Source organism: Pseudomonas sp. LBUM1666, assembly GCF_059695775.1.
The window spans coordinates 1,605,335-1,628,089 of sequence record NZ_CP166789.1; the positions used below are offsets into that span (position 1 = coordinate 1,605,335).

At 60.0% G+C, this 22,755-nt stretch carries 24 protein-coding genes; 22 read left to right on the forward strand and 2 right to left on the reverse strand.

Going from position 1 to position 22,755, the window contains the following annotated elements; genetic code table 11:
• Positions 1–24 precede the first annotated feature (24 nt).
• From pocA to ACA056_RS07325, 11 genes are all read left to right on the forward strand, one after another.
• Positions 25–660, forward strand: a complete 636-nt coding sequence (pocA, locus tag ACA056_RS07275; protein WP_497271538.1) for a flagellar polar localization protein PocA — start codon at positions 25–27, stop codon at positions 658–660.
• The gene (gene pocB / locus ACA056_RS07280; RefSeq protein ID WP_008152382.1) at positions 657–1,088 is read left to right on the forward strand and encodes a flagellar polar localization protein PocB; all 432 of its coding nucleotides are present in this window, start codon (positions 657–659) and stop codon (positions 1,086–1,088) included. The genes pocA and pocB overlap by 4 nt, the downstream gene beginning before the upstream one ends.
• Positions 1,088–2,098 (forward strand): tetraacyldisaccharide 4'-kinase, encoded by a 1,011-nt coding sequence (lpxK, locus tag ACA056_RS07285; RefSeq protein ID WP_497271540.1) that lies wholly within the window; start codon positions 1,088–1,090, stop codon positions 2,096–2,098. Before pocB ends, lpxK begins: the two co-directional genes overlap by 1 nt.
• Before the next feature lie 25 nt (positions 2,099–2,123).
• The gene (locus tag ACA056_RS07290; RefSeq protein ID WP_007945752.1) at positions 2,124–2,309 is read left to right on the forward strand and encodes a Trm112 family protein; all 186 of its coding nucleotides are present in this window, start codon (positions 2,124–2,126) and stop codon (positions 2,307–2,309) included.
• Positions 2,306–3,070 carry a 3-deoxy-manno-octulosonate cytidylyltransferase gene (gene kdsB / locus ACA056_RS07295; protein WP_046049062.1) on the forward strand — a complete coding sequence of 255 codons (765 nt, stop codon included), beginning with the start codon at positions 2,306–2,308 and terminating at the stop codon, positions 3,068–3,070. Before ACA056_RS07290 ends, kdsB begins: the two co-directional genes overlap by 4 nt.
• The gene (locus ACA056_RS07300; protein WP_497271543.1) at positions 3,070–3,534 is read left to right on the forward strand and encodes a low molecular weight protein-tyrosine-phosphatase; all 465 of its coding nucleotides are present in this window, start codon (positions 3,070–3,072) and stop codon (positions 3,532–3,534) included. Before kdsB ends, ACA056_RS07300 begins: the two co-directional genes overlap by 1 nt.
• Positions 3,531–4,550 carry a UDP-N-acetylmuramate dehydrogenase gene (gene murB / locus ACA056_RS07305; protein WP_497271545.1) on the forward strand — a complete coding sequence of 340 codons (1,020 nt, stop codon included), beginning with the start codon at positions 3,531–3,533 and terminating at the stop codon, positions 4,548–4,550. Before ACA056_RS07300 ends, murB begins: the two co-directional genes overlap by 4 nt.
• A gap of 245 nt (positions 4,551–4,795) precedes the next feature.
• A complete protein-coding gene (locus tag ACA056_RS07310; protein WP_008152370.1) occupies positions 4,796–5,266 on the forward strand; it encodes a (2Fe-2S)-binding protein in 471 nt (156 codons plus the stop codon).
• A complete protein-coding gene (locus tag ACA056_RS07315) occupies positions 5,263–7,584 on the forward strand; it encodes a xanthine dehydrogenase family protein molybdopterin-binding subunit (protein ID WP_497271548.1) in 2,322 nt (773 codons plus the stop codon). Before ACA056_RS07310 ends, ACA056_RS07315 begins: the two co-directional genes overlap by 4 nt.
• Positions 7,584–8,567, forward strand: a complete 984-nt coding sequence (locus ACA056_RS07320; RefSeq protein ID WP_497271550.1) for an XdhC family protein — start codon at positions 7,584–7,586, stop codon at positions 8,565–8,567. Before ACA056_RS07315 ends, ACA056_RS07320 begins: the two co-directional genes overlap by 1 nt.
• Positions 8,564–9,154 (forward strand): nucleotidyltransferase family protein, encoded by a 591-nt coding sequence (locus tag ACA056_RS07325; RefSeq protein ID WP_497271552.1) that lies wholly within the window; start codon positions 8,564–8,566, stop codon positions 9,152–9,154. The genes ACA056_RS07320 and ACA056_RS07325 overlap by 4 nt, the downstream gene beginning before the upstream one ends.
• A 184-nt stretch (positions 9,155–9,338) precedes the next feature.
• On the opposite strand, the gene rne is transcribed toward ACA056_RS07325, so the two are convergent.
• Positions 9,339–12,536 carry a ribonuclease E gene (gene rne / locus ACA056_RS07330; RefSeq protein ID WP_497271554.1) on the reverse strand — a complete coding sequence of 1,066 codons (3,198 nt, stop codon included), beginning with the start codon at positions 12,534–12,536 and terminating at the stop codon, positions 9,339–9,341.
• A 700-nt stretch (positions 12,537–13,236) separates the two neighbouring features.
• Here rne and rluC point away from each other — a divergent pair.
• From rluC to ACA056_RS07345, 3 genes are read left to right on the forward strand one after another with little or no spacing between them, the layout of a single operon-like run.
• Positions 13,237–14,199 (forward strand): 23S rRNA pseudouridine(955/2504/2580) synthase RluC, encoded by a 963-nt coding sequence (gene rluC / locus ACA056_RS07335; RefSeq protein WP_046049069.1) that lies wholly within the window; start codon positions 13,237–13,239, stop codon positions 14,197–14,199.
• Positions 14,186–14,848, forward strand: a complete 663-nt coding sequence (locus ACA056_RS07340) for an HAD-IA family hydrolase (protein WP_497271556.1) — start codon at positions 14,186–14,188, stop codon at positions 14,846–14,848. Before rluC ends, ACA056_RS07340 begins: the two co-directional genes overlap by 14 nt.
• A gap of 24 nt (positions 14,849–14,872) precedes the next feature.
• Positions 14,873–15,862: a S49 family peptidase gene (locus tag ACA056_RS07345; protein WP_283181257.1), complete on the forward strand. Its 990-nt coding sequence runs from the start codon at positions 14,873–14,875 to the stop codon at positions 15,860–15,862.
• A 48-nt stretch (positions 15,863–15,910) separates the two neighbouring features.
• Here the strand turns inward: ACA056_RS07345 and ACA056_RS07350 are convergent, their stop codons facing one another.
• A complete protein-coding gene (locus ACA056_RS07350) occupies positions 15,911–16,489 on the reverse strand; it encodes a Maf family protein (protein WP_497271558.1) in 579 nt (192 codons plus the stop codon).
• A gap of 106 nt (positions 16,490–16,595) precedes the next feature.
• On the opposite strand from ACA056_RS07350, the gene ACA056_RS07355 reads away from it, so the two are divergent.
• From ACA056_RS07355 to pabC, 8 genes are all read left to right on the forward strand, one after another.
• Positions 16,596–17,123, forward strand: coding sequence for a YceD family protein (locus ACA056_RS07355; protein WP_008152342.1), 528 nt, complete (start codon positions 16,596–16,598; stop codon positions 17,121–17,123).
• Positions 17,124–17,136: 13 nt separating this feature from the next.
• Positions 17,137–17,319, forward strand: coding sequence for a 50S ribosomal protein L32 (gene rpmF / locus ACA056_RS07360; RefSeq protein ID WP_008152339.1), 183 nt, complete (start codon positions 17,137–17,139; stop codon positions 17,317–17,319).
• 4 nt (positions 17,320–17,323) lie between these two features.
• Positions 17,324–18,334, forward strand: a complete 1,011-nt coding sequence (gene plsX, locus ACA056_RS07365) for a phosphate acyltransferase PlsX (protein ID WP_081757410.1) — start codon at positions 17,324–17,326, stop codon at positions 18,332–18,334.
• 125 nt (positions 18,335–18,459) lie between these two features.
• Positions 18,460–19,398, forward strand: a complete 939-nt coding sequence (gene fabD, locus ACA056_RS07370) for an ACP S-malonyltransferase (protein ID WP_497271562.1) — start codon at positions 18,460–18,462, stop codon at positions 19,396–19,398.
• 16 nt (positions 19,399–19,414) lie between these two features.
• Entirely contained in the window at positions 19,415–20,158 is a 744-nt protein-coding gene (gene fabG / locus ACA056_RS07375; protein ID WP_095132058.1) for a 3-oxoacyl-ACP reductase FabG, read from the forward strand.
• Between the two features lie 191 nt (positions 20,159–20,349).
• Positions 20,350–20,586 carry an acyl carrier protein gene (gene acpP / locus ACA056_RS07380; protein ID WP_003442511.1) on the forward strand — a complete coding sequence of 79 codons (237 nt, stop codon included), beginning with the start codon at positions 20,350–20,352 and terminating at the stop codon, positions 20,584–20,586.
• A 108-nt stretch (positions 20,587–20,694) separates the two neighbouring features.
• Positions 20,695–21,939 carry a beta-ketoacyl-ACP synthase II gene (gene fabF / locus ACA056_RS07385; RefSeq protein WP_497271563.1) on the forward strand — a complete coding sequence of 415 codons (1,245 nt, stop codon included), beginning with the start codon at positions 20,695–20,697 and terminating at the stop codon, positions 21,937–21,939.
• The gene (gene pabC, locus ACA056_RS07390; protein ID WP_497271565.1) at positions 21,939–22,754 is read left to right on the forward strand and encodes an aminodeoxychorismate lyase; all 816 of its coding nucleotides are present in this window, start codon (positions 21,939–21,941) and stop codon (positions 22,752–22,754) included. The genes fabF and pabC overlap by 1 nt, the downstream gene beginning before the upstream one ends.
• The last annotated feature ends 1 nt before the right edge of the window (position 22,755 follow it).

A 22,755-nucleotide genomic window follows, 5' to 3' on the forward strand; every position in this document is an offset into this window, starting at 1 on the left:
CACTTTTTCGAGGGGACTGTCACTGTGTGGGAATTGGTCAAATCCGGCGGATGGATGATGATACCGATCATTCTGAGTTCCATCGCAGCCATGGCGATCGTCGCCGAACGTCTCTGGACCCTGCGAGCCAGCCGTGTGACCCCGGAGCATTTGCTCGGGCAGGTCTGGGTCTGGATCAAGGACAAACAACTCAATAAAGACAAACTCAAGGAACTGCGCGCCAACTCGCCGTTGGGCGAGATCCTGGCTGCCGGCCTGGCCAACTCCAGGCATGGTCGCGAGATCATGAAAGAGTGCATCGAAGAGGCTGCTGCGCGGGTCATCCACGAGCTCGAACGCTACATCAACGCGTTGGGCACCATCGCCGCCATGGCCCCGTTACTGGGTCTGCTGGGTACGGTGCTCGGCATGATCGACATTTTCAGCGCGTTCATGGGCTCGGGTATGGGCACTAACGCTGCGGTGTTGGCCGGTGGTATCTCCAAGGCCCTGATTACTACGGCCGCAGGCCTGATGGTCGGCATTCCGGCGGTATTCTTCCACCGGTTCCTGCAACGCCGGATCGATGAACTGGTGGTGGGCATGGAGCAGGAAGCGATCAAACTGGTCGAGGTGGTACAGGGTGACCGTGATGTCGACCTTAATGGGGGCAAAGCGTGAAATTCCGCCGCAAACCGCGGGAAACGGTAGACATCAACCTCGCGTCGCTGATTGACGTGGTGTTTATCCTGCTGCTGTTTTTCGTTGTCACGACCACGTTTACCCGTGAAACCCAGTTGCGCGTTGATCTGCCGGAAGCGGTCAGCGGTTCACCTGCCGAAGACCAGCAGGTCAAACACCTGGACGTTGCCATCAGTGCCGAAGGCGCGTTCTCGGTGAATAATCAGGTCTTGCCCAAGAACGACCTGGCAACGCTGATGGATGCACTGCAGAAAGAATCCAGTGGCGACACCAATCTGCCGCTGTCCATCAGCGCTGATGGCAAGACTCAGCATCAGTCCGTCATCACCGCCATGGACGCTGCCGGTAAACTCGGTTTCAGCCACCTGCGCATGACCACTGTCGAGGCGGCGCCGCCCGCGCCCTGATGGCCATGTCCGATCGCTTGCTCGCCGCGTGGTACCAAGGTCATCCGGCCCTGAAGTTGTTACAGCCACTGGAGTGGCTGTATCGGCGCGTGGTCATGAACAAGCGCAAGCGTTTTCTGGCGGGTGAGGGCGAGATCTATCAACCGCCGGTGCCGCTGATCGTAGTCGGTAACATCACCGTTGGCGGCACCGGCAAGACGCCGCTGATTCTCTGGATGATCCAGCACTGCCAGCGCAGTGGTTTGCGGGTCGGCGTGGTCAGTCGGGGTTATGGCGCCAAGCCGCCGCAATTGCCGTGGCGGGTTGAGGCGGATCAAAGTGCCGATATCGCAGGCGACGAACCGCTGTTGATCGTCCAGCGCACCGGCGTTCCGTTGATGATCGACCCGGACCGCAGCAGCGCCGTCAAAGCCCTGCTGGCGAGTGAGCCCCTGGACCTGATCCTGTCCGACGACGGCATGCAGCATTACCGTCTGGCTCGCCACCTTGAACTGGTGCTGATCGACGCCGCCCGAGGCCTGGGCAACCAGCGTTGCCTGCCCGCCGGGCCGTTGCGCGAACCGGTGGAGCGCCTGCAAAGCGTCGACGCGGTGCTCTACAACGGCGCCGATGCCGATCGCGACGGCGGTTTTGCCTTCCAGCTTCGACCCACCGAATTGATCAATCTGCACAGCGGCGAGCGGCGTCCCCTCGACCACTTTCCCGCTGGCCAAGCGCTGCACGCCGTGGCCGGGATCGGCAATCCGCAGCGTTTCTTCACAACCCTCGAAACGCTACACTGGCAGCCAGTCCCGCATGCGTTTGCCGACCACGCCGAATACAGCGTGCAGGCCTTGAATTTCACACCGTCATTGCCGCTGGTGATGACCGAAAAGGACGCGGTGAAGTGCCGTGCCTTCGCCGCTGCCGATTGGTGGTACCTGGCGGTCGATGCTGCGCCATCGCCGGCCTTCGTGGCCTGGTTCGATACGCAGCTGATGCGCCTGTTGCCGGCTCGTCTTTTGCCTTAAATCCATTTTTATCCAGGGAATGCTCATGGACACCAAATTGCTCGATATCCTCGCTTGCCCGGTCTGCAAAGGCCCGCTCAAGCTCAGTGCCGACAAAACCGAGCTGATCAGCAAGGGCGCAGGCCTGGCTTACCCGATTCGCGACGGCATCCCGGTGATGCTCGAAACCGAAGCCCGCACCCTGACCACCGACGAGCGTCTGGATAAATGACCACAGCCTTTACCGTTGTCATTCCATCGCGTTACGCCTCCACCCGCTTGCCGGGCAAACCGCTGCTGCTGATCGCCGGCAAGCCGATGATCCAGCACGTCTGGGAACAGGCGAGCAAAAGCAGTGCTCAGCGCGTGGTGGTTGCCACTGACGATGCGCGCATCGTCGAGGCCTGCAACGGGTTTGGCGCTGAAGTGGTGCTGACCCGCGAAGATCACAATTCCGGCACCGACCGTTTGGCCGAAGTCGCCGCGAAGCTGGGCCTTGCGCCCGACGCCATTGTGGTCAACGTCCAGGGTGACGAACCGTTGATCCCGCCGAGCGTGATCGATCAGGTTGCCGCCAACCTGGCCGCCCACACCGAAGCGCGCATGGCTACATTGGCCGAGCCGATCGAAGACGTGGAAACCCTGTTCAATCCCAACGTCGTCAAGGTTGTCAGCGACCTTAATGGCCTGGCGCTGACCTTCAGTCGTGCCACGTTGCCGTGGGCCCGGGACGCGTTCGCCAAAAGCCGCGAGCAATTACCGGAAGGCGTGCCGTATCGTCGGCATATCGGCATCTATGCCTACCGCGCCGGTTTCCTGCATGACTTCGTCAGCTGGGGCCCGTGCTGGTTGGAAAATACCGAATCCCTGGAACAACTGCGTGCCCTGTGGCACGGCGTGCGGATTCACGTCGCCGACGCGCTGATCGCACCGCCTACCGGCGTCGATACCGTCGAAGACCTTGAGCGCGTTCGTCGCCTGCTGGAGGCCTGATGCGGGTTTTGTTCGTCTGCCTGGGCAACATCTGCCGTTCACCCACGGCCGAAGGCGTGTTGCGGCATAAACTGCGCGAAGCGGGGCTGGCCGATCACATCGAAGTCGCCTCCGCCGGTACCGGTGACTGGCACGTCGGCAAGGCCCCGGACAAGCGCAGTCAGGCGGCGGCCAAGCTGCGCGGTTATGACCTGTCCGCTCAGCGCGCCCAGCAAGTGTCCCGGGCCGATTTCGCCACCTACGACCTGATTCTGGCGATGGACAACAGTAACCTGCGCAACCTCGAGGCCTTGCAACCGGCCAAGGGCAAAGCCGAGCTGGACCTGTTCCTGCGTCGCTATCAATCGGAAATCGATGAAGTGCCGGATCCGTACTACGACGGCGACCAAGGCTTTGAGCAGGTGCTGGACCTGATCGAGCGCGCCAGTGATTTGCTGGTGATCGAATTGAAGGGACGGTTATGAGTTTGCAGGTGCGCGCCCAGGTTTCGCTCAAACCGTTCAACAGCTTTGGTGTCGACGTTCAAGCCCGGCTGTTTGCCGAGGCCCATAACGATGCCGACGTGCGTGAAGCCCTGGCCTATGCGGTGGAACATGACGTGCCGCTGCTGGTGATTGGCGGTGGCAGCAATTTGCTGCTGACGGCCGATATCCAGTCGCTGGTGCTGCGCATGGCCACGCGCGGGATTCGCATCCTGAGCGATGACGGCAGCAAGGTCGTGATCGAAGCCGAGGCCGGCGAGCCTTGGCATCCGTTCGTGCAGCACACCCTGGCGCAGGGTTTGTCGGGCCTGGAGAACCTCAGCCTGATTCCCGGCACCGTCGGTGCGGCACCGATGCAGAACATCGGCGCCTATGGTGTGGAGATCAAAGACGTGTTCGCCGGCCTGACCGCGCTGGATCGCCAGACCGGCAACCTGCGGGACTTCACCCTGGAAGAATGCAACTTCGCCTACCGCGACAGCCTGTTCAAACAGGAACCGGGGCGTTGGTTGATCCTGCGGGTTCGTTTCATCCTGGACCGCGCCGCGCACCTGCATCTGGAGTACGGCCCGGTGCGTCAGCGCCTGACCGAGCAAGGTATCGATCATCCGACCGCCACCGATGTCAGCCAGGCGATTTGCAGCATCCGCAACGAAAAGCTTCCGGACCCGGCAGTACTCGGCAATGCCGGCAGCTTCTTCAAGAATCCTTTGGTGTCAGCGGCGCTTGTCGCACAACTCAAAGGTGAATACCCGGATCTGGTGGCCTACGCGCAACCCGACGGGCAGATGAAACTGGCGGCGGGCTGGCTGATCGAGCGGGCCGGCTGGAAAGGTTTCCGTGACGCCGATGCCGGCGTGCATAAATTGCAGGCATTGGTGCTGGTCAACTACGGCAACGCGACAGGTCTGCAATTGCTGAACCTGGCGCAACGCATCCAGAAAGACATTTCAGAACGTTTTCATGTTGACCTGGAAATGGAGCCCAATCGGTATTGAGGCTAAGCTTTCAAGACTGATCTCAAAGCCCTGCAAACGTTTAACGGTTCAGGGCTTTTTTGTTAATGCTGGGTTAACTTAGCCACCTAACGATGCAAACGTTTGCTCCATCAAAGGCCCGATGCAGACGCTACCGTCCGCATATAGAGAGCCTCATTAGCCTGAGCCGATCTGCGTGATGCCAACCGCCAACCCCTGGCGGCAGATTGCTCGACCCCATAACCAATAACTATGCGGGCGTGCCCATGATTACCCTGAAGCTCAATGGTCAAGACCATCAACTCGATGTCACCGAGGACATGCCGCTGCTCTGGGCGATCCGCGACGTGGCCGGTTACAACGGCACCAAATTCGGCTGCGGCATGGGCCTGTGCGGCGCCTGCACCATCCATATTGAAGGCGCCCCGGCGCGCAGTTGCATCACGCCGATCGGTTCGGTGGTCGGCCAGAACGTTACCACCATCGATAACCTGCACGCCGATCCGGTCGGGCAAGTCGTCCAGCAAGCCTGGCTCGATACCGCCGTGGCCCAGTGCGGTTTCTGCCAGGGCGGGCAGATCATGTCGGCGACGGCGTTGCTCAAGACCAACCCGAACCCCAGCGACGAACAGATCGAAGAGGCGATGGTCGGCAATATTTGCCGCTGCGGCACTTACAACCGCATCAAGACCGCCATCCGCCAGGCATCCACTCACCTGAAGGAGGCCAAGGCATGAGCCAGTTACCGAATGATTTCGCGCTGAGCAACCTCAGTCGCCGTGGTTTCCTCAAAGGCGTTGGCGCCACCAGTGCGCTGGTACTGGTGGCGAGCTGGGGCTGGCAAGACGCTTTCGCTGCCGAGAAAGAGAAGAAATTCGGCGCTGATGGCATGCCCAACGGCTGGATCGATGATCCGAAGATTTACGTCAGCATCGCCGCTGACGGCACGGTGACCGTGGTCTGCAACCGTTCGGAAATGGGCCAGGGTGTGCGCACCAGCCTGACGATGGTGGTGGCTGATGAACTGGAAGCCGACTGGGCGATGATGAAGGTGCAACAGGCGCCGGGCGACGAAGTGCGCTTCGGCAATCAGGACACCGATGGTTCGCGCAGCATGCGCCACTGGTACGAGCCGATGCGCCGCTGCGGTGCTGCCGCGCGGACCATGCTTGAACAAGCCGCTGCCGAACAGTGGAAAGTGCCGGTCAGCGAATGCCACGCGAAACTGCATAAAGTCATTCACCAACCGACCGGTCGTGAACTGGGTTACGGCGCATTGGCCGCCGCTGCCGGTGCGTTGCCAGTGCCGGCGCGTGACAGCCTGCGACTCAAGCAGCCGTCGGAATTCCGCTACATCGGCAAGGAAGGCACCAAGGCTATCGACGGTGCCGACATCGTCAATGGCCGCGCCATTTACGGTGCAGACGTACATTTCGACGGCATGCTCTACGCCACCATTGCACGCCCTGCGGTGTACGGCGGCAAGGTCAAGTCCGTCGACTCCAGCGCCGCGATGAAAGTCCCGGGCGTGATCAAGGTCGTGCAGATTGAAGGTCATGCGCTGCCGTCGGAGTTTCAGCCGTTGGGTGGCGTGGCCGTAGTGGCCAGCAATACCTGGGCCGCGATCAAGGGCCGCGAGGCGTTGAAAATCGAGTGGGATGACGGCCCTAACGCCAGTTATGACTCGATCGCCTACCGCAAGGAAATTGAGGCTGCATCCCTCAAACCCGGCAAAGTGGTGCGCAATACCGGCAACATCGACGAAGCCATGGGCAGCGCCGACAGCACGCTCGAAGCGTCCTATTACCTGCCGCACCTGACGCAGGCGCCGATGGAACCGATGGTCGCCATCGCCCGCTTCAAGGACGGTGTGTGCGAAGCCTGGGCGCCAAGCCAGGCACCCCAAGTCTCCCGCGAACGAATTGGCGAACGCCTCGGCATTCCGTTCGATAACGTCACCTTCAATGTCACCTTGCTCGGTGGCGGTTTCGGGCGTAAATCCAAACCGGACTTCATCATCGAAGCGGCCATCCTTGCCAAGGAATTCCCCGGCAAGGCAGTGCGGGTGCAATGGACGCGTGAAGACGACATCCACTGCTCCTATTTCCACACGGTGTCGGCCGAGTACCTGAAAGCCAGCCTGAACAAGGACGGTCTGCCGTCCGGCTGGTTGCATCGCACCGTGGCGCCGAGCATCACCGCGTTGTTCGCGCCGGGCATGAACCACGAGGCCGCTTTCGAGCTGGGCATGGGCTTTACCAACATGGCCTACGCGATTCCCAACGTGCGCCTGGAGAACCCGGAAGCGGCGATTCATACGCGGGTCGGCTGGTATCGCTCAGTGTCGAACATTCCTCACGGCTTTGCGATCCAGAGCTTTGTCGATGAATTGGCGCACAAGACCAAACAGGATCCGCTCAAGTACCAAATCAAATTGCTCGGCCCGGACCGTCAGATCGATCCGCGCACCTTGAGTGAAGAGTGGAACTACGGCGAGTCGCCCGAGCGCTATCCGATCGACACCGGACGGATGCGCACGGTGCTGGAAACCGCAGCCAAAGCGGCGGGTTGGGGACGTGAGTTGCCGAAGGGCCGAGGCCTGGGGCTGGCGGTGCATTACAGCTTCGTGACCTATGTGGCGGCGGTGATTGAGGTCGAAGTCAAAGACGATGGCACGCTGATTGTGCACAAGGCCGACATCGCGGTGGATTGCGGTCCGCAGATCAATCCCGAGCGGATTCGTGCGCAGTTCGAAGGCGCCTGTGTCATGGGCCTGGGCAACGCGGTGCTGGGGGAAATCAGCTTCAAGGACGGCAAGGTCCAGCAGGACAACTTCCATATGTACGAAGTGGCGCGCATGTCCCTGGCGCCGAAGGAAGTCGCGATTCATCTGGTCACACCACCGGGCGATGTGCCGTTAGGCGGTGTCGGTGAACCGGGCGTGCCACCGATTGCGCCAGCGCTGTGCAACGCAATCTTTGCCGCCACCGGCAAGCGCATCCGCAACTTGCCGGTTCGCTATCAGCTGCAAGGTTGGCAGAAGGCGCAAGCCTGATGGACAGCGTCGATCTGAACGTCCTGCGCAGCGTGCTCGAATGGCGCCGCGCCGGTCAGCGGGTGGTGTTGTACAGCGTGGTCCAGACCTGGGGCACCGCGCCTCGGGCACCTGGCGCCATGCTGGCCTTGCGTGAAGATGGCGTGGTGATTGGCTCGGTGTCCGGTGGATGTGTCGAAGACGATTTGATTGCCCGGCTGCACGACGGTCGTATTCCCGCCGATGGGCCGCCGGTGCAGTTGATCACTTACGGCGTCACCCGTGAGGAGGCGGCACGCTTCGGTTTGCCGTGCGGCGGCACCTTGCGCCTGACCGAGGAGCGGGTCGGCGATCCGGCTTGGGTCGCTGAGTTGCTGGCGCGCTGCGAGGCGCATGAGATTGTCGCTCGAGCGCTTGATCTCGCGACCGGTGAAGTGGTTTTGCAACCGGCAGACAAGACCGATGCGCTGAGATTTGACGGCAAAACCTTGCGGGCCATTTACGGTCCGCGTTGGCGGCTGTTGCTGATCGGTGCGGGGCAGTTGTCCCGGTATGTCGCCGAGATGGCGCGGCTGCTGGATTTTGAAGTGCTGATCTGCGACCCACGCACCGAGTTCGTCTACGGCTGGGAGGAGCAACACGGGCGATTTGTCTCGGGCATGCCCGATGACGCGGTGCTCAGCATCCAGCCCGACGAGCGTACGGCCATCGTTGCCCTGACCCACGATCCTCGACTCGATGACATGGCGCTGCTCACGGCGCTGGATTCCAGGGCGTTTTATGTCGGTGCGCTGGGCTCGCGGGTCAATAGCTTGAAGCGCCGGGAAAACCTCGCTCAGCTAGGCTTGTCACAAGAGGCAATCGAGCGGCTGCATGGCCCGATCGGTTTGCACATTGGCAGCCACACACCGGCGGAAATCGCCTTGTCGCTGCTGGCCGAAATTGTCGCGATCAAGAACGGCGTCGAGCTCAAGCAGAAGAAGCTGTTGCAGGAGGTGGTATGAGCGAGCCCATCGGCGTCATCGTGCTGGCAGCGGGGCAGGGCAGTCGGTTTCGACAGGAGGCTGGTGCCGAGAAGGACAAGCTGGTGGCGGATTGCACGGGGCGCGAGGGTGCTGTTCATTCGATGATCGAGCAAGTGCTGGTGAATTTGCCAGCTTCCCTTGAGAAACGCGTTCTGGTGACCACCGTGGATCGACCGCAAGTGATCCGCATGGCCAAGGCTTATGGTTGCGAGATTGTGCTGATCGAATCGACCGGCATGGGCGACAGCATCGCGGCCGGGGTGGCGGCGTGTCCGCAGCTTAGTGGCTGGCTGATTGTGCTGGGGGATATGCCGTTCATCCTGCCGTCGAGTATCGAACAGGTGCTGGCAGGGATCGCTGATGACTCCATCAGTGTGCCGGCTCATGAGGGTAACTATGGGCATCCTGTGGGGTTCGGCCGAACGTTTGGTCCGGGGTTGATGGCGTTATCCGGTGATCATGGGGCCAAGCCGTTGTTTGCGCAGGCGAGGGTTGTCGAAGTTGCGGTGGATGATCCCGGGGTTCTGTGGGATGTCGATGAGCCTGAGGCCTTGGTCTTCAAGTAGCCTCGGCGCATATCCCTGTGGGAGCGAGCTTGCTCGCGATGACGGTTTAACATTCGATATTAATGCAAGCTGATCCACCGCTATCGCGAGCAAGCTCACTCCCACAGGGAATCGGTGTGATGTGATGTGGCATAAAAAAGCCCCGCCTGGATCACCAGGCGGGGCTTTTTAGTGGCCGATGGAATCAGACGAGAGGTTTAGGCTCGTGTTCTTTTTCCAGGGCTTGCTCGTGGTGCTCTACCGCTTCCTGAACGGAGCGCGGTGCTTCGTCGATCACCGATTCAGCGGGTTCGGCAGCAGCGACTTCAGCAGCCGGGGCAGGTGCTGCCTCGACGACTTCAGCGACAACCGGTGCTGGTTCGACAGCAGCGGGTGCAGCAGCGGCAGCCAGTTCGGCTTCCTTCTGCAGACGCTCCTCTTCACGCTTGCGACGACGCACTTCACGTGGGTCGTTCGGCGCACGGCCACTTGGCGTCAGGGCGCTGACAGGGGCGGCTTCGACTTCCGGTGCGGCCACTTCGGCAACAACCGGCGCTTCAACCACCGGAGCAGGCTCGGCAGCAGCAACCACTGGCTCGGACACCATGGCCTCGGCTTCTGGCGCTTCGGCGGCGGCTGGCTCGGCAACCCAGTTGAACGCGGTTTGCTCTTCGCGAACTTCACGGACAGCTTCAGTCACTGTTTCGGTGGCTGTTTCGACAACCGGTTCTGCGGCAACCACTGGCTCGGCGGCAGCTTCAAATACAGGCTGTGCTTCACGAACCGGGGCCACTTCGATTTCCGGAGCAGCGGTGGCTTCGACCGGAGTCGTTGCTTCAACCACTGGCGCTTCCACTGGAGCAGTTTCCAGGGTGGCGGCAGTCGCGAGTTCGGCTTGCTCGTTAGCCTGTGCTTCGGCTGGAGCGCTGATCACGGTGCTGGCAACGGCTGCGGTAACAGCCAGGCCGGCGGCCAGATCGGCAGCGCTTGGCGCTTCGTTGGTTTCGGCAGCTTCGTTACCTTCGGCGGACTCGGATTCTTCCGAACCTTCGATCACATTACCGTTGGCATCGCGCTGACGCTCACGACGGTTGCTGCGACGGCGCTGACCACGGGAGCGGCGGCGTGGGCGATCGCCTTCGGCGCCGTCCTGACCGTCTTCCTGCAGTTGCTCTTCGTTGGTAACCAACTCTTCTTCGGCAACGGCAGCAGCGGCTTGCTCGGCACGTGGCTGACGTTCTTCACGCGGTGGGCGCGGAGCACGTTCTTCACGTGGCTGACGGGCTGGACGCTCTTCAGCGGTAGCAGCGGCGGCCGGAGCGGCATCCAGAGGCTCACGCAGTTCACGAACCGGACGCTCTTCACGATCGCCACGTGGCTTGCGATCTTCGCGAGGAGCGCGCGGAGCACGTTCTTCACGAGGTGCGCGTGGTGCGCGCTCTTCACGCGGAGCGCGTTCTTCGCGGGCTACCGCTACTGCTGGAGTTTCTTCGCGGGCTTCACGTGGCTCACGCGGTGCACGCTCTTCACGCGGTGCACGTTCCTCACGAGGCTTGCGTTCTTCATCGCGGCGACCGTTACGGTTGCGGCTCTGCTGACGACCGTTGCGACGCTCTTCGTTGCGGGCCGGACGCTCGGTGGTCGCTGGTTTTTCAACCACAACCGGAGCAGCAGGCTCTTCTTTGGTCGCGAACAGGCTGACCAGCGACTTCACCAGGCCTTTGAACAGGCTTGGCTCTGGCGCGGCGGCCGGTGCGGCAACAGGTGCGGCAGCGACGACTTCGGTCGGAACCGGGGCGTTGGCGCGGGCCGGAGCCGTCTTGACCGCAGCTTCCTGGCGAACCAGGGTGCGGGTCGCAGCGGCTGGCTGGACTTCTTCGACTTCGGCAGCGGCAGCGGCGATTTCGTAGCTGGACTGGCCGACCGCGGCTTCCGGGCTGTCATCGCGCAGACGCTGAACTTCGAAGTGCGGCGTTTCGAGATGATCGTTCGGCAGAATGACGATGCGGGCACGGGTGCGCAGTTCGATCTTGGTGATCGAGTTGCGTTTTTCGTTGAGCAGGAACGCGGCGACCGGGATCGGCACTTGTGCGCGAACTTCGGCAGTGCGGTCTTTCAGGGCTTCTTCTTCGATCAGGCGCAGGATCGCCAGCGACAGCGATTCAACGTCACGGATGATGCCGGTGCCGTTGCAACGCGGGCAAACGATGCCGCTGCTTTCGCCCAGCGATGGACGCAGGCGCTGACGGGACATTTCCAGCAGGCCGAAGCGCGAGATGCGACCGACTTGCACGCGAGCGCGGTCGGCTTCCAGGCATTCGCGGACTTTCTCTTCCACGGCGCGCTGGTTCTTGGCAGGGGTCATGTCGATGAAGTCGATGACGATCAGGCCGCCGATGTCGCGCAAGCGCAACTGACGGGCGATTTCTTCGGCGGCTTCAAGGTTGGTCTGCAGAGCGGTTTCTTCGATGTCGCTGCCTTTGGTGGCGCGCGCCGAGTTGATGTCGATGGACACCAGGGCTTCGGTCGGATCGATAACGATGGAGCCGCCGGAAGGCAGTTCAACGACGCGCTGGAAAGCGGTCTCGATCTGGCTTTCGATCTGGAAACGGTTGAACAGCGGAACGCTGTCTTCGTACAGCTTGATCTTGCTGGCGTACTGCGGCATCACCTGGCGGATGAAGGTCAGGGCTTCGTCCTGGGCTTCAACGCTGTCGATCAGCACTTCGCCGATGTCCTGGCGCAGGTAATCGCGGATGGCGCGGATGATCACGTTGCTTTCCTGGTAGATCAGGAACGGCGCGGAACGATCCAGCGAAGCTTCTTTGATGGCGGTCCAGAGTTGCAGCAGGTAGTCGAGGTCCCACTGCATTTCTTCGCTGCTGCGGCCCAGGCCGGCAGTGCGAACGATCAGCCCCATGTCGGCTGGGGCAACCAGGCCGTTCAGGGCTTCACGCAGTTCGTTGCGCTCTTCACCTTCGATGCGACGGGAAATACCGCCGGCACGCGGGTTATTCGGCATCAGAACCAGGTAACGACCGGCCAGGCTGATGAAGGTGGTCAGGGCTGCGCCCTTGTTGCCACGTTCTTCTTTTTCGACCTGAACGATGACTTCCTGGCCTTCGCTCAGGACGTCCTTGATGTTGACGCGGCCTTCGGGGGCTTTCTTGAAGTATTCGCGGGAGATTTCTTTGAGGGGCAGGAAGCCGTGGCGCTCAGAGCCGAAATCGACAAAGGCAGCCTCAAGGCTTGGTTCGATGCGAGTAATCCGGCCTTTATAGATGTTGGCCTTTTTCTGCTCGCGTGCACCGGATTCGATGTCCAGGTCGTAGAGGCGTTGGCCATCTACCAGTGCAACACGCAACTCTTCGGGTTGAGTTGCGTTAATCAGCATTCTTTTCATGTAGTACCGTCGGTTTCCGGGCTGCCGGAAACGGCGTTCGGCACACACGACTTCTCATGGTCGGTGTCAGGTGCGTCAGGAGTGGTTGGACACTCCAGTGTCTAGCGAACCCCGACCAATTGGGCCGGCGTCGCGACGTACGCGTCCTGCTTGCTGTGGCTACTTAAGCACTCAGTCAGGAGGAGGAATCAACCAGCGGCTGTGGACGAGATGAAGCGTCTTGATAAAGCCTATTGCTACACAGTCCAGCGGTTGTGCATCTCCACCCTACACGTATCCCTGATAATTCGGGTGCTGCCGCGCGCAGAATCCGCAGCGGGTTGGCATTTACCGTGAGCTCCGAAAGGGGAGGTCACGCATCATGGCTAATTTAGGCGTTGTTTCCGAAGCGTTCGCTCGGGGTTGTTCGTAGCTGACTGCACTTTGTGAACTGGCCGTGAATATTTGCTCGCAAGGCGAGTGAAAACTCTGCTTTGCGGCATGCTTCAGGCCTCATGTCACCTGCGCTCGTTACAACTGCAAACTCTACCGTTTCGTAGCGAAAGCCCCGTAGGACGGCCTCTCGTCCTCGTGAATTGCGTTGGTCAGGGCCGGTTTTTGACCGTTAGTCCGCTGTCCAGGCCACTTTTGGCGGCGTTCGCGACTATAGCAGCAATGATTAAGTGCTTCAATTCCATAAAAAATTGTTATCATCCGCGCCATGACGACTACTGCCCCTTCGACCCCAGCCGTACAACTGCTGGAGGTCTCGCCGGAATATGCCGGCCAACGTATTGATAACTTCCTTCTCGCTCGGCTCAAAGGCGTGCCCAAGACTTTGATTTACCGCATTTTGCGCAAAGGCGAAGTGCGAGTGAACAAAGGTCGGATCAAGCCCGAATACAAGCTGCAGGCGGGCGATATCGTGCGCGTGCCGCCGGTTCGCGTGCCTGAGCGCGACGAGCCGGTGCCGCTGGCACAAGGCCTGCTCCAGCGCCTCGAAGCCTCGATTGTCTTCGAGGACAAGGCGTTGATCGTGATCAACAAGCCTTGCGGCATTGCGGTTCACGGTGGCAGCGGCTTGACTTACGGGGTGATCGAAGCCTTTCGTCAGTTGCGTCCCGATTGCAAGGAGCTCGAACTGGTTCACCGTCTCGACCGTGACACCTCCGGCCTGCTGATGATCGCCAAGAAGCGCAGCATGCTGCGCCACTTGCACACGGCATTGCGCGGCGATGGCGTCGATAAGCGCTACATGGCGCTGGTTCGCGGCAACTGGGCGGCCTCGATCAAGCAAGTCCGGGCGTCGCTCGGCAAGAGCAACCTGCGCTCCGGCGAGCGTATGGTCGAGGTCGACGAGGAGGAGGGCAAGGAGTCCGTGACCGTGTTCAAGGTCCTGCGTCGTTTTGGTGACTTTGCCACCCTGATCGAGGCCAAACCGATTACCGGTCGGACTCACCAGATCCGCGTCCACACCTTGCACGCCGGGCATTGCATTGCCGGTGACACCAAGTACGGCGATGAAGGCTTCAGCAAAGAGATTCGTGACCTGGGCGGCAAGCGCCTGTTCCTGCACGCCTACATGCTGACCGTGCCGCTGCCTGATGGTGGTGAGCTGAAGTTGCAGGCGCCGGTCGACGAGATGTGGGCCAAAACCGTGGAGCGCCTGAGTGCACCCATCTGATTACAAGCTGCTGATTTTCGATTGGGACGGCACTCTTGCCGACTCCATTGGTCGGATTGTCGAGTCGATGCATGTCGCATCCGAGCGATCCGGATTTCAGTTGCGCGATGATTTTGCCGTCAAGGGCATCATCGGTCTGGGTCTGCCGGAAGCGATTCGCACGTTGTATCCGGAAATCGGCGACGACGAATTGGTAGTCTTCCGTCAGCACTATGCTGATCACTACATCGCCTCGGAAGCCGTGCCTTCGCCGTTGTTCGAAGGTGTGGTCGAGTCGATGGAAGCGTTTCGTGCTGAGGGTTATCACTTGGCGGTCGCGACCGGCAAGGCCCGTCGCGGGCTGGATCGGGTGCTGAAGTCTCACGGCTGGGAAGATTATTTCGATATCACCCGCGCGGCCGACGAAACCGCCAGCAAACCCCATCCGCTGATGCTTGAGCAGATCCTCGCTCACTGCGAGGCTCGCCCGGAGCAAGCGCTGATGGTGGGCGATTCGTCCTTTGATTTGCAGATGGCGCGCAACGCCGGCATGGATTCGGTGGCCGTCAGCTATGGCGCGCAATCGATCGAAGCGTTGAAATTATTCGAGCCGGCACTGGCCATTGATCGTTTTTCAGAATTGCATGCCTGGCTGAGTCAGCGGGCTTAATAGGTTTTTGCTGGGGTAGATGTCATGACCGACGAATGGAAGGCGCCCGCCAAGGCGAGCGCGGAGAGCGGTGACGAGAAAAGCTGGAAGCTGCTGGAAAAGACCCTGCTGGCTAGTGTGCAGGAGCAGCGCCGGTCCCGTCGCTGGGGGATTTTCTTCAAGCTACTGACCTTTGTGTACCTGTTCGGTGCGTTGATCCTGTTCACGCCGCTGATGGACATGGAAAAAGCTGCCACCCTCAGTGGTAACTACACCGCGCTGATCGACGTGACCGGCATGATCGCCGACAAGGAGCCAGCCAGCGCTGACAACATCGTCGGCAGCCTGCGTGCAGCGTTCGAGGACAAGAAGGTCAAAGGTGTCATCCTGCGAATCAACAGTCCGGGCGGCAGTCCGGTGCAGTCGGGTTACGTCTATGACGAGATCCGCCGTTTGCGCGGCCTGCATCCGGATACCAAGCTTTACGCGGTGATCTCTGATTTGGGCGCTTCCGGTGCTTACTACATCGCCAGTGCGGCGGATCAGATCTACGCCGACAAGGCGAGCCTGGTGGGTTCCATTGGTGTGACGGCAGCCGGTTATGGCTTTGTCGGGACAATGGAGAAGCTGGGTGTCGAGCGTCGCACTTACACTTCCGGCGAGCACAAATCGTTCCTCGATCCGTTCCAGCCGCAGAAGCCTGAAGAAACTCAATTCTGGCAAGGTGTGCTCGATACCACTCATCAGCAATTCATCAGCAGCGTCAAGAAAGGTCGTGGCGACCGCCTCAAGGACAAGGAACATCCGGAGTTGTTCTCCGGGTTGGTCTGGTCGGGCGAGCAGGCGCTGCCGCTGGGCTTGATCGATGGTCTGGGAAATGCCAGTTCAGTGGCGCGTGACGTGATTGGCGAGAAAGAGTTGGTGGATTTCACTGTTCAGGAATCGCCTTTCGATCGCTTCTCGAAAAAACTCGGTGCCAGTGTGGCTGAGCATCTGGCGATGTGGATGGGCTTCCAGGGGCCTTCGTTGCGCTGATTCTCCTGGTTGTATCGGAAACCGGCCTTCGTGGCCGGTTTTTTGTCTTCAGGGGATTTGCACGCCTTCGGCCAGCAACATGTCCACCAGGAGAATCAATGGCAGGCCGATCAGGCTGGTGGCGTCAGGGCCTTCGGTGCTTTGAAACAGGCTCACCCCCAAACCTTCGGCTTTGAAGCTGCCAGCGCAGTCGTAGGGCTGTTCGGCGCGCAGGTAGCGTTCGATGCGTGCGGTGTCGAGTGTGCGCATGTTCACGGTGAACGGCACGCAGTCGACCTGGCATTCACCAGTCTGGCTGTTGAGCAGGGCGAGGCCGGTGAGGAAGGTCACGCTGGCACCGCTCGATGCCAGCAATTGTTCGCGGGCCTTTTCGAAGGTGTGGGGTTTGCCGATGATCCGCTCGCCAAGCACCGCGACCTGATCAGAGCCGATGATCAGATGAGCGGGATGGCTGCTGGCCAGCGCACGTGCTTTTTCCTCGGCGAGGCGCTTGACCAGCTCGATGGCGGACTCGCCCGGACGATGGCTTTCGTCGATATCCGGCGAGCTGCAGGTAAATGGTAGCTGCAAGCGGGCCAGCAATTCCCGGCGATAAACCGAGCTTGAAGCGAGTAATAAGGGCAGCATGCGCATCTCCAGAAGACAGGCGCGAATTCTAGCGGAGGCTTGCAAGTGACGGACAGGGCTGAATTTCCTTTGACATGGCTGGGGGCATCCCTATAATGCTGCGCCTATGTTGAATGACCCGATTCCACCTCACGTTGACCCGCGCAAATTGGCTGATCGTGGCACCACCCTTCAAGGTGAAATGCTGCTGGCCGATTTGGAGAGACTCTGCGACCCGCTTTCCGATACTGTCGGTACGGTGCAGGCTAAATTCGTTTTTGAACGAGATGAACGTAAGTCTGTGGTAATCCACAGTTTTATCGACACCGAAGTCAAAATGGTTTGCCAGCGTTGTCTTGAGCTGGTCACCCTGCCGATCCATAGCGAATGCAGTTATGCTGTGGTGAAGGAGGGTGCGAATACCCAGTCGTTGCCGAAAGGTTATGACGTGCTGGAACTGGGCGAAGATCCTTTGGATCTGCAGTCACTGATCGAGGAGGAGCTTCTGCTCGCCTTGCCCATTGTGCCTGCTCATCATCCGGAAGAATGCCAGCAGCCGGCGGGTCTCGATGAGCCCGAACCGAGCGAGGACGAGGTAACGCGGTCCAACCCGTTCAGTGTATTGGCGCAGTTAAAGCGTGACCCAAACGTTTAGGAGTTAATCAATTATGGCTGTTCAGCAGAACAAAAAATCCCGCTCTGCCCGTGACATGCGTCGTTCGCACGACGCCCTGACGGCAAGCACTCTGTCTGTAGAAAAAACCACCGGTGAAATTCACCTGCGTCACCACGTATCGCCAGAAGGCGTATACCGTGGCCGTAAAGTGATCGACAAGGGCGCTGACGAGTAATCACTTGTCTGCTCAAGTCATCGCGATTGACGCAATGGGCGGGGACTTCGGTCCCCGCAGCATTGTTCAGGCCAGCCTTGCTTGTCTGTCTGCTACGCCCTCGCTACACCTGACCCTCGTCGGTCAACCCTCCCTTCTTGAAGAATTGCTCTCTGGCCAATCGGCTGTGGATCGCTCGCGTCTGTCGATTGCTCCGGCGTCCGAAGTCATCACCATGGACGAAAAACCTGCCCAGGCCCTGCGCGGCAAGCCCGACTCGTCGATGCGCGTGGCGCTGGAGTTGCTGCGCGATGGTAAGGTCCAAGCCTGTGTCAGTGCCGGCAATACCGGTGCGCTGATGGCGTTGTCGCGCTTCGTGCTCAAGACCTTGCCGGGTATTGATCGGCCGGCGATGGTGGCGGCGATTCCGACGCAGAAGGGTTATTGCCAGTTGCTCGACCTCGGTGCCAATGTCGATTGCAGTGCCGAGCACCTGTTGCAGTTCGCCGTCATGGGGTCAGTGGCGGCGGAAACACTGGGCATCGTGCGTCCGCGAGTAGCGCTGCTGAACATCGGTACCGAAGACATCAAGGGCAATCAGCAGGTCAAGCTCGCTGCAACATTGTTGCAAAGTGCCCGTGGTATCAACTACATCGGTTTTGTCGAAGGTGACGGTGTGTACCGTGGCGAGGCGGATGTGGTGGTCTGTGACGGTTTTGTCGGCAATATCCTGCTCAAATCCAGCGAAGGCCTGGCGACCATGATTGCCGCGCGCATCGAAGCCTTGTTCAAGAAAAACCTTGCGTCGAAAGTGGTCGGTGCTCTGGCATTGCCGCTGATGAAGCGCTTGCAAGCTGATCTGGCGCCTGCGCGGCATAACGGCGCAAGCTTCCTCGGGTTGCAGGGGATTGTGGTGAAAAGCCATGGTTCGGCGGGGGTTCAGGGCTTCCAGAGTGCGATTCAGCGCGCCTTGATCGAGATCCAGGAAAACCTGCCGGAACGCATTCACGGTCGTCTTGAGGATTTGTTGCTTTAGGCGTTTTCGTCGGACAATGCTTAAATGTGACCGCTCAGTTCAATTTGCCATCCAACTGTCAGTTTCTTGCGTCCCCCAAGCGGGACGTCAATTCTCCGACGACAAGATCATTAGGGGCTTGTTACATGTCTGCTTCCCTCGCATTCGTCTTTCCGGGACAGGGTTCGCAGTCCCTCGGCATGCTGGCCGAGTTGGGCGCGCAACATCCGGTTGTCCTCGAAACATTCAAAGAAGCTTCCGATGCTCTGGGTTACGACCTGTGGGCACTGACCCAGCAAGGGCCGGAAGAGCAACTCAATCAAACCGATAAAACCCAGCCGGCCATTCTGACCGCCTCGATTGCCTTGTGGCGTCTGTGGCTGGCTGAAGGCGGCGTGCGTCCGGCTTATGTTGCCGGGCACAGCCTGGGCGAATACAGTGCTCTGGTTGCCGCGGGTAGTCTGAGCCTGGGCGACGCGGTGAAGCTGGTTGAGCGCCGTGGTCAGCTGATGCAGGAAGCCGTTCCGGCCGGGCAAGGTGGCATGGCCGCCATTCTCGGTCTGGACGATGCTGATGTGCTGGCAGCCTGTGCTGAAGCGGCGCAAGGCGAAGTGGTCAGTGCGGTCAACTTCAACTCCCCTGGCCAAGTGGTCATCGCCGGTGCCAAGGCCGCGGTCGAGCGCGCCATCGAAGGCTGCAAGGCCCGTGGTGCCAAGCGCGCCATGCCATTGCCGGTCAGCGTGCCGTCCCATTGCGAGTTGATGCGTCCGGCGGCCGAGCGTTTCGCCGAGTCGATCGCAGCGATCGACTGGCAGGCGCCGCAGATCCCGGTGGTTCAGAACGTCAGCGCCACTGTGCCGGCCGATCTGGAAACCCTCAAGCGCGATCTGCTTGAGCAGCTTTACAAGCCTGTACGCTGGGTCGAATCGGTTCAGGCGCTGGCTGCCAAAGGTGCTACCCAGTTGGTCGAATGCGGCCCTGGTAAAGTGCTGGCTGGCTTGAACAAGCGTTGCGCCGAAGGCGTGTCGACATCCAACCTCAATACCCCCGACGCCTTCGCTGCCGCCCGCGCAGCGTTGGCCTGAATCAGGAGAAGCCTGCATGAGTCTGCAAGGTAAAGTTGCACTGGTCACTGGCGCGAGCCGCGGTATCGGCCAGGCTATCGCCCTGGAACTGGGTCGTCAGGGCGCCATCGTTATCGGCACCGCGACGTCTGCCTCGGGTGCCGAGCGCATTGCCGCTACCTTGAAGGAAAACGGGATTCAAGGCACTGGTCTGGAACTCAATGTCACCAGCGACGAATCCGTTGCTGCAGTACTGGCGAGCATTACATCGCAGTTCGGTGCGCCGGCGATCTTGGTCAATAATGCCGGTATCACCCGCGATAATCTGATGATGCGCATGAAAAATGACGAATGGCATGACGTCGTCGATACCAACCTGAACAGTCTGTTCCGCCTGTCCAAGGGCGTTTTGCGCGGTATGACAAAAGCACGTTGGGGACGAATTATCAGTATTGGCTCGGTTGTGGGTGCCATGGGCAACGCAGGCCAAGTAAACTACGCAGCCGCCAAGGCCGGTCTGGAAGGTTTCAGCCGTTCACTGGCGCGTGAAGTCGGTTCGCGTTCGATTACGGTAAACTCGGTGGCCCCTGGGTTCATCGACACCGATATGACCCGCGAACTGCCCGAGGCACAGCGTGAAGCCTTGCAGACGCAGATTCCGCTGGGCCGTCTGGGGCAAGCTCAAGAGATCGCGTCTGTGGTCGCTTTTCTTGCATCCGACGGTGCGGCTTACGTTACTGGGGCTACAATCCCGGTGAACGGCGGGATGTACATGAGTTAAATGTGACGGATTGCTTCAAAAAAATGTCATACGAGCTGTCTAAAATCCGTTATAAAGCTGCAATCTATTTATAGGCAGAGGGTCGTCGGGTTTGAGGAGTGAAGCTTTCAGTTGAAAAACTGAAAAGTCTTTCTATACACTTACCCACTGGCCAGCTGCCTGAATTTGTCCATTAGGAGTGAAAACAAGGTATGAGCACCATCGAAGAGCGCGTCAAGAAAATCGTTGCTGAGCAACTGGGCGTTAAAGAAGAAGAAGTGGTCAACACTGCTTCCTTCGTTGAAGACCTGGGTGCCGACTCCCTTGACACCGTTGAGCTGGTGATGGCTCTGGAAGAGGAATTCGAGACCGAAATCCCTGACGAAGAAGCTGAGAAGATCACTACTGTACAAGCTGCAATCGATTACGTTACTAACCACCAGGCTTAATAGCTTGTAATCGTTGCTTGCTGTCATGGAAAAACCGCACTGCCATCACGGCGTGCGGTTTTTTCTTTAGGCCTGATGCAAAGTCGTCATTTGAAAAAGGAGAGTGCTGTGTCGCGTAGACGCGTCGTAGTCACCGGTATGGGTATGTTGTCGCCACTGGGCACGGATGTGCCGAGCAGTTGGCAGGGCATTCTGGCTGGCCGCAGTGGCATTGGTCTGATCGAACACACCGACCTTTCTGCCTATTCCACCCGTTTTGGCGGCTCGGTAAAGGGCTTCAATGTCGAGGAATACCTGTCGGTCAAGGAAGCTCGCAAGCTCGACCTGTTCATTCAATACGGTCTGGCCGCAGGTTTTCAGGCAGTTCGTAACGCCGGTCTGGAAGTCACCGACGCCAACCGTGAGCGCATCGGCGTGGCCATGGGGTCGGGTATTGGCGGACTGACCAATATCGAAGAAACCAGCCGCACGCTGCATGATTCCGGCCCACGACGGATTTCTCCGTTTTTCGTGCCTGGCTCGATCATCAATATGATTTCCGGTTTCCTGTCCATCCATCTGGGCGCACAGGGACCTAACTACGCCATCGCCACCGCGTGTACCACCGGTACGCACTGTATTGGCATGGCGGCACGCAACATCATGTACGACGAAGCCGACGTGATGATTGCCGGAGGCGCTGAAATGGCGGCTTGCGGTCTGGGCATGGGCGGCTTCGGTGCCTCCCGCGCACTGTCGACCCGCAACGACGAACCGACACGTGCCAGCCGTCCATGGGACAAGGGTCGTGATGGCTTCGTGCTGTCCGACGGTGCCGGCGCTCTGGTTCTCGAAGAGCTGGAACACGCCAAGGCCCGTGGTGCGACGATCTACGCCGAGCTGATCGGCTTTGGCACCAGTGGCGATGCTTACCACATGACTTCGCCTCCGGCCGATGGCGCGGGTGCTGCACGTTGCATTACCAATGCGCTGCGCGATGCCAGGATCAATGGCGATCAGGTTCAGTACGTCAATGCCCACGGCACCTCGACGTCGGCGGGCGACCTTGCCGAAGCCTGTGCGATCAAGTCGGTATTCGGCGATCACGCTTACAAGCTGGCGGTCAGTTCGACCAAGTCCATGACCGGTCACCTGTTGGGTGCGGCGGGCGCGGTCGAGGCGATCTTCAGCGTGCTGGCGATCAACAGCCAGGTAGCGCCGCCGACCATCAACCTTGATGAGCCGGACGAAGGTTGCGACCTCGATTTCGTACCGCATACCGCGCGCAATATGAATATCGATGTGGTGTTGTCCAACTCCTTCGGGTTTGGTGGCACCAACGGCTCGCTGGTGTTCCGCCGGTTCGCTGACTGATGGACAGCTGGGTCGACGGTCAGCCGGCTGACGCTTTGTCGCTGAAGGATCGCGGCCTGGCTTACGGTGATGGTCTGTTCGAGACCATTGCCGTGCGCAACGGTACTCCGGTGTTGCTGGATCGGCATCTGGTGCGTTTGGTCAAAGGTTGCCAGCGGTTGGCAATTAATTTCGATCATGCGGCTGTCTGCACAGAGTTACTGGCCTATGCCCAAGCGTTGGGCGAAGGTGTGCTCAAACTCATCGTCACGCGTGGCGAAAGCGCGCGCGGCTATGCGCCCGATCCTTCGGCTCAGGCGCGCCGCATCATGCTGGGCAACCCACCCGCGGTTTATCCTGCTGCCAATGCGGAGCAGGGCGTTCGCCTGTTTCCCTGTGCGACTCGGCTTTCCAGGCAGCCTCTGCTCGCCGGACTCAAACACCTCAACCGTCTTGAGCAAGTCATCGCCCGCTCCGAATGGCAAGACACCGATCATGCCGAAGGCTTGATGCTCGATCAGGCCGGGCGCGTCGTTGAAGGCGTGTTCAGCAATCTGTTCCTGATCCGCGATGGCGTGCTGATCACGGCTGATTTGAAGCGCTGTGGTGTTGCCGGCGTGATGCGTGCCGAATTATTGTTTCAAGCCGAGTCGTTGGGGATCCCCACGCAAATCACCGACATCACCCTCGATCAGCTGCAATGGGCTGATGAAGTCTTTGTCTGCAACAGCGTGTATGGCGTTTGGCCGGTGCGCGCCTATGCCGCACTGAGCTGGCCGGTTGGTCCGCTCACCCGTAAACTCCAAACCATTGCCCGCGCGCTACTGGATGCTTGAT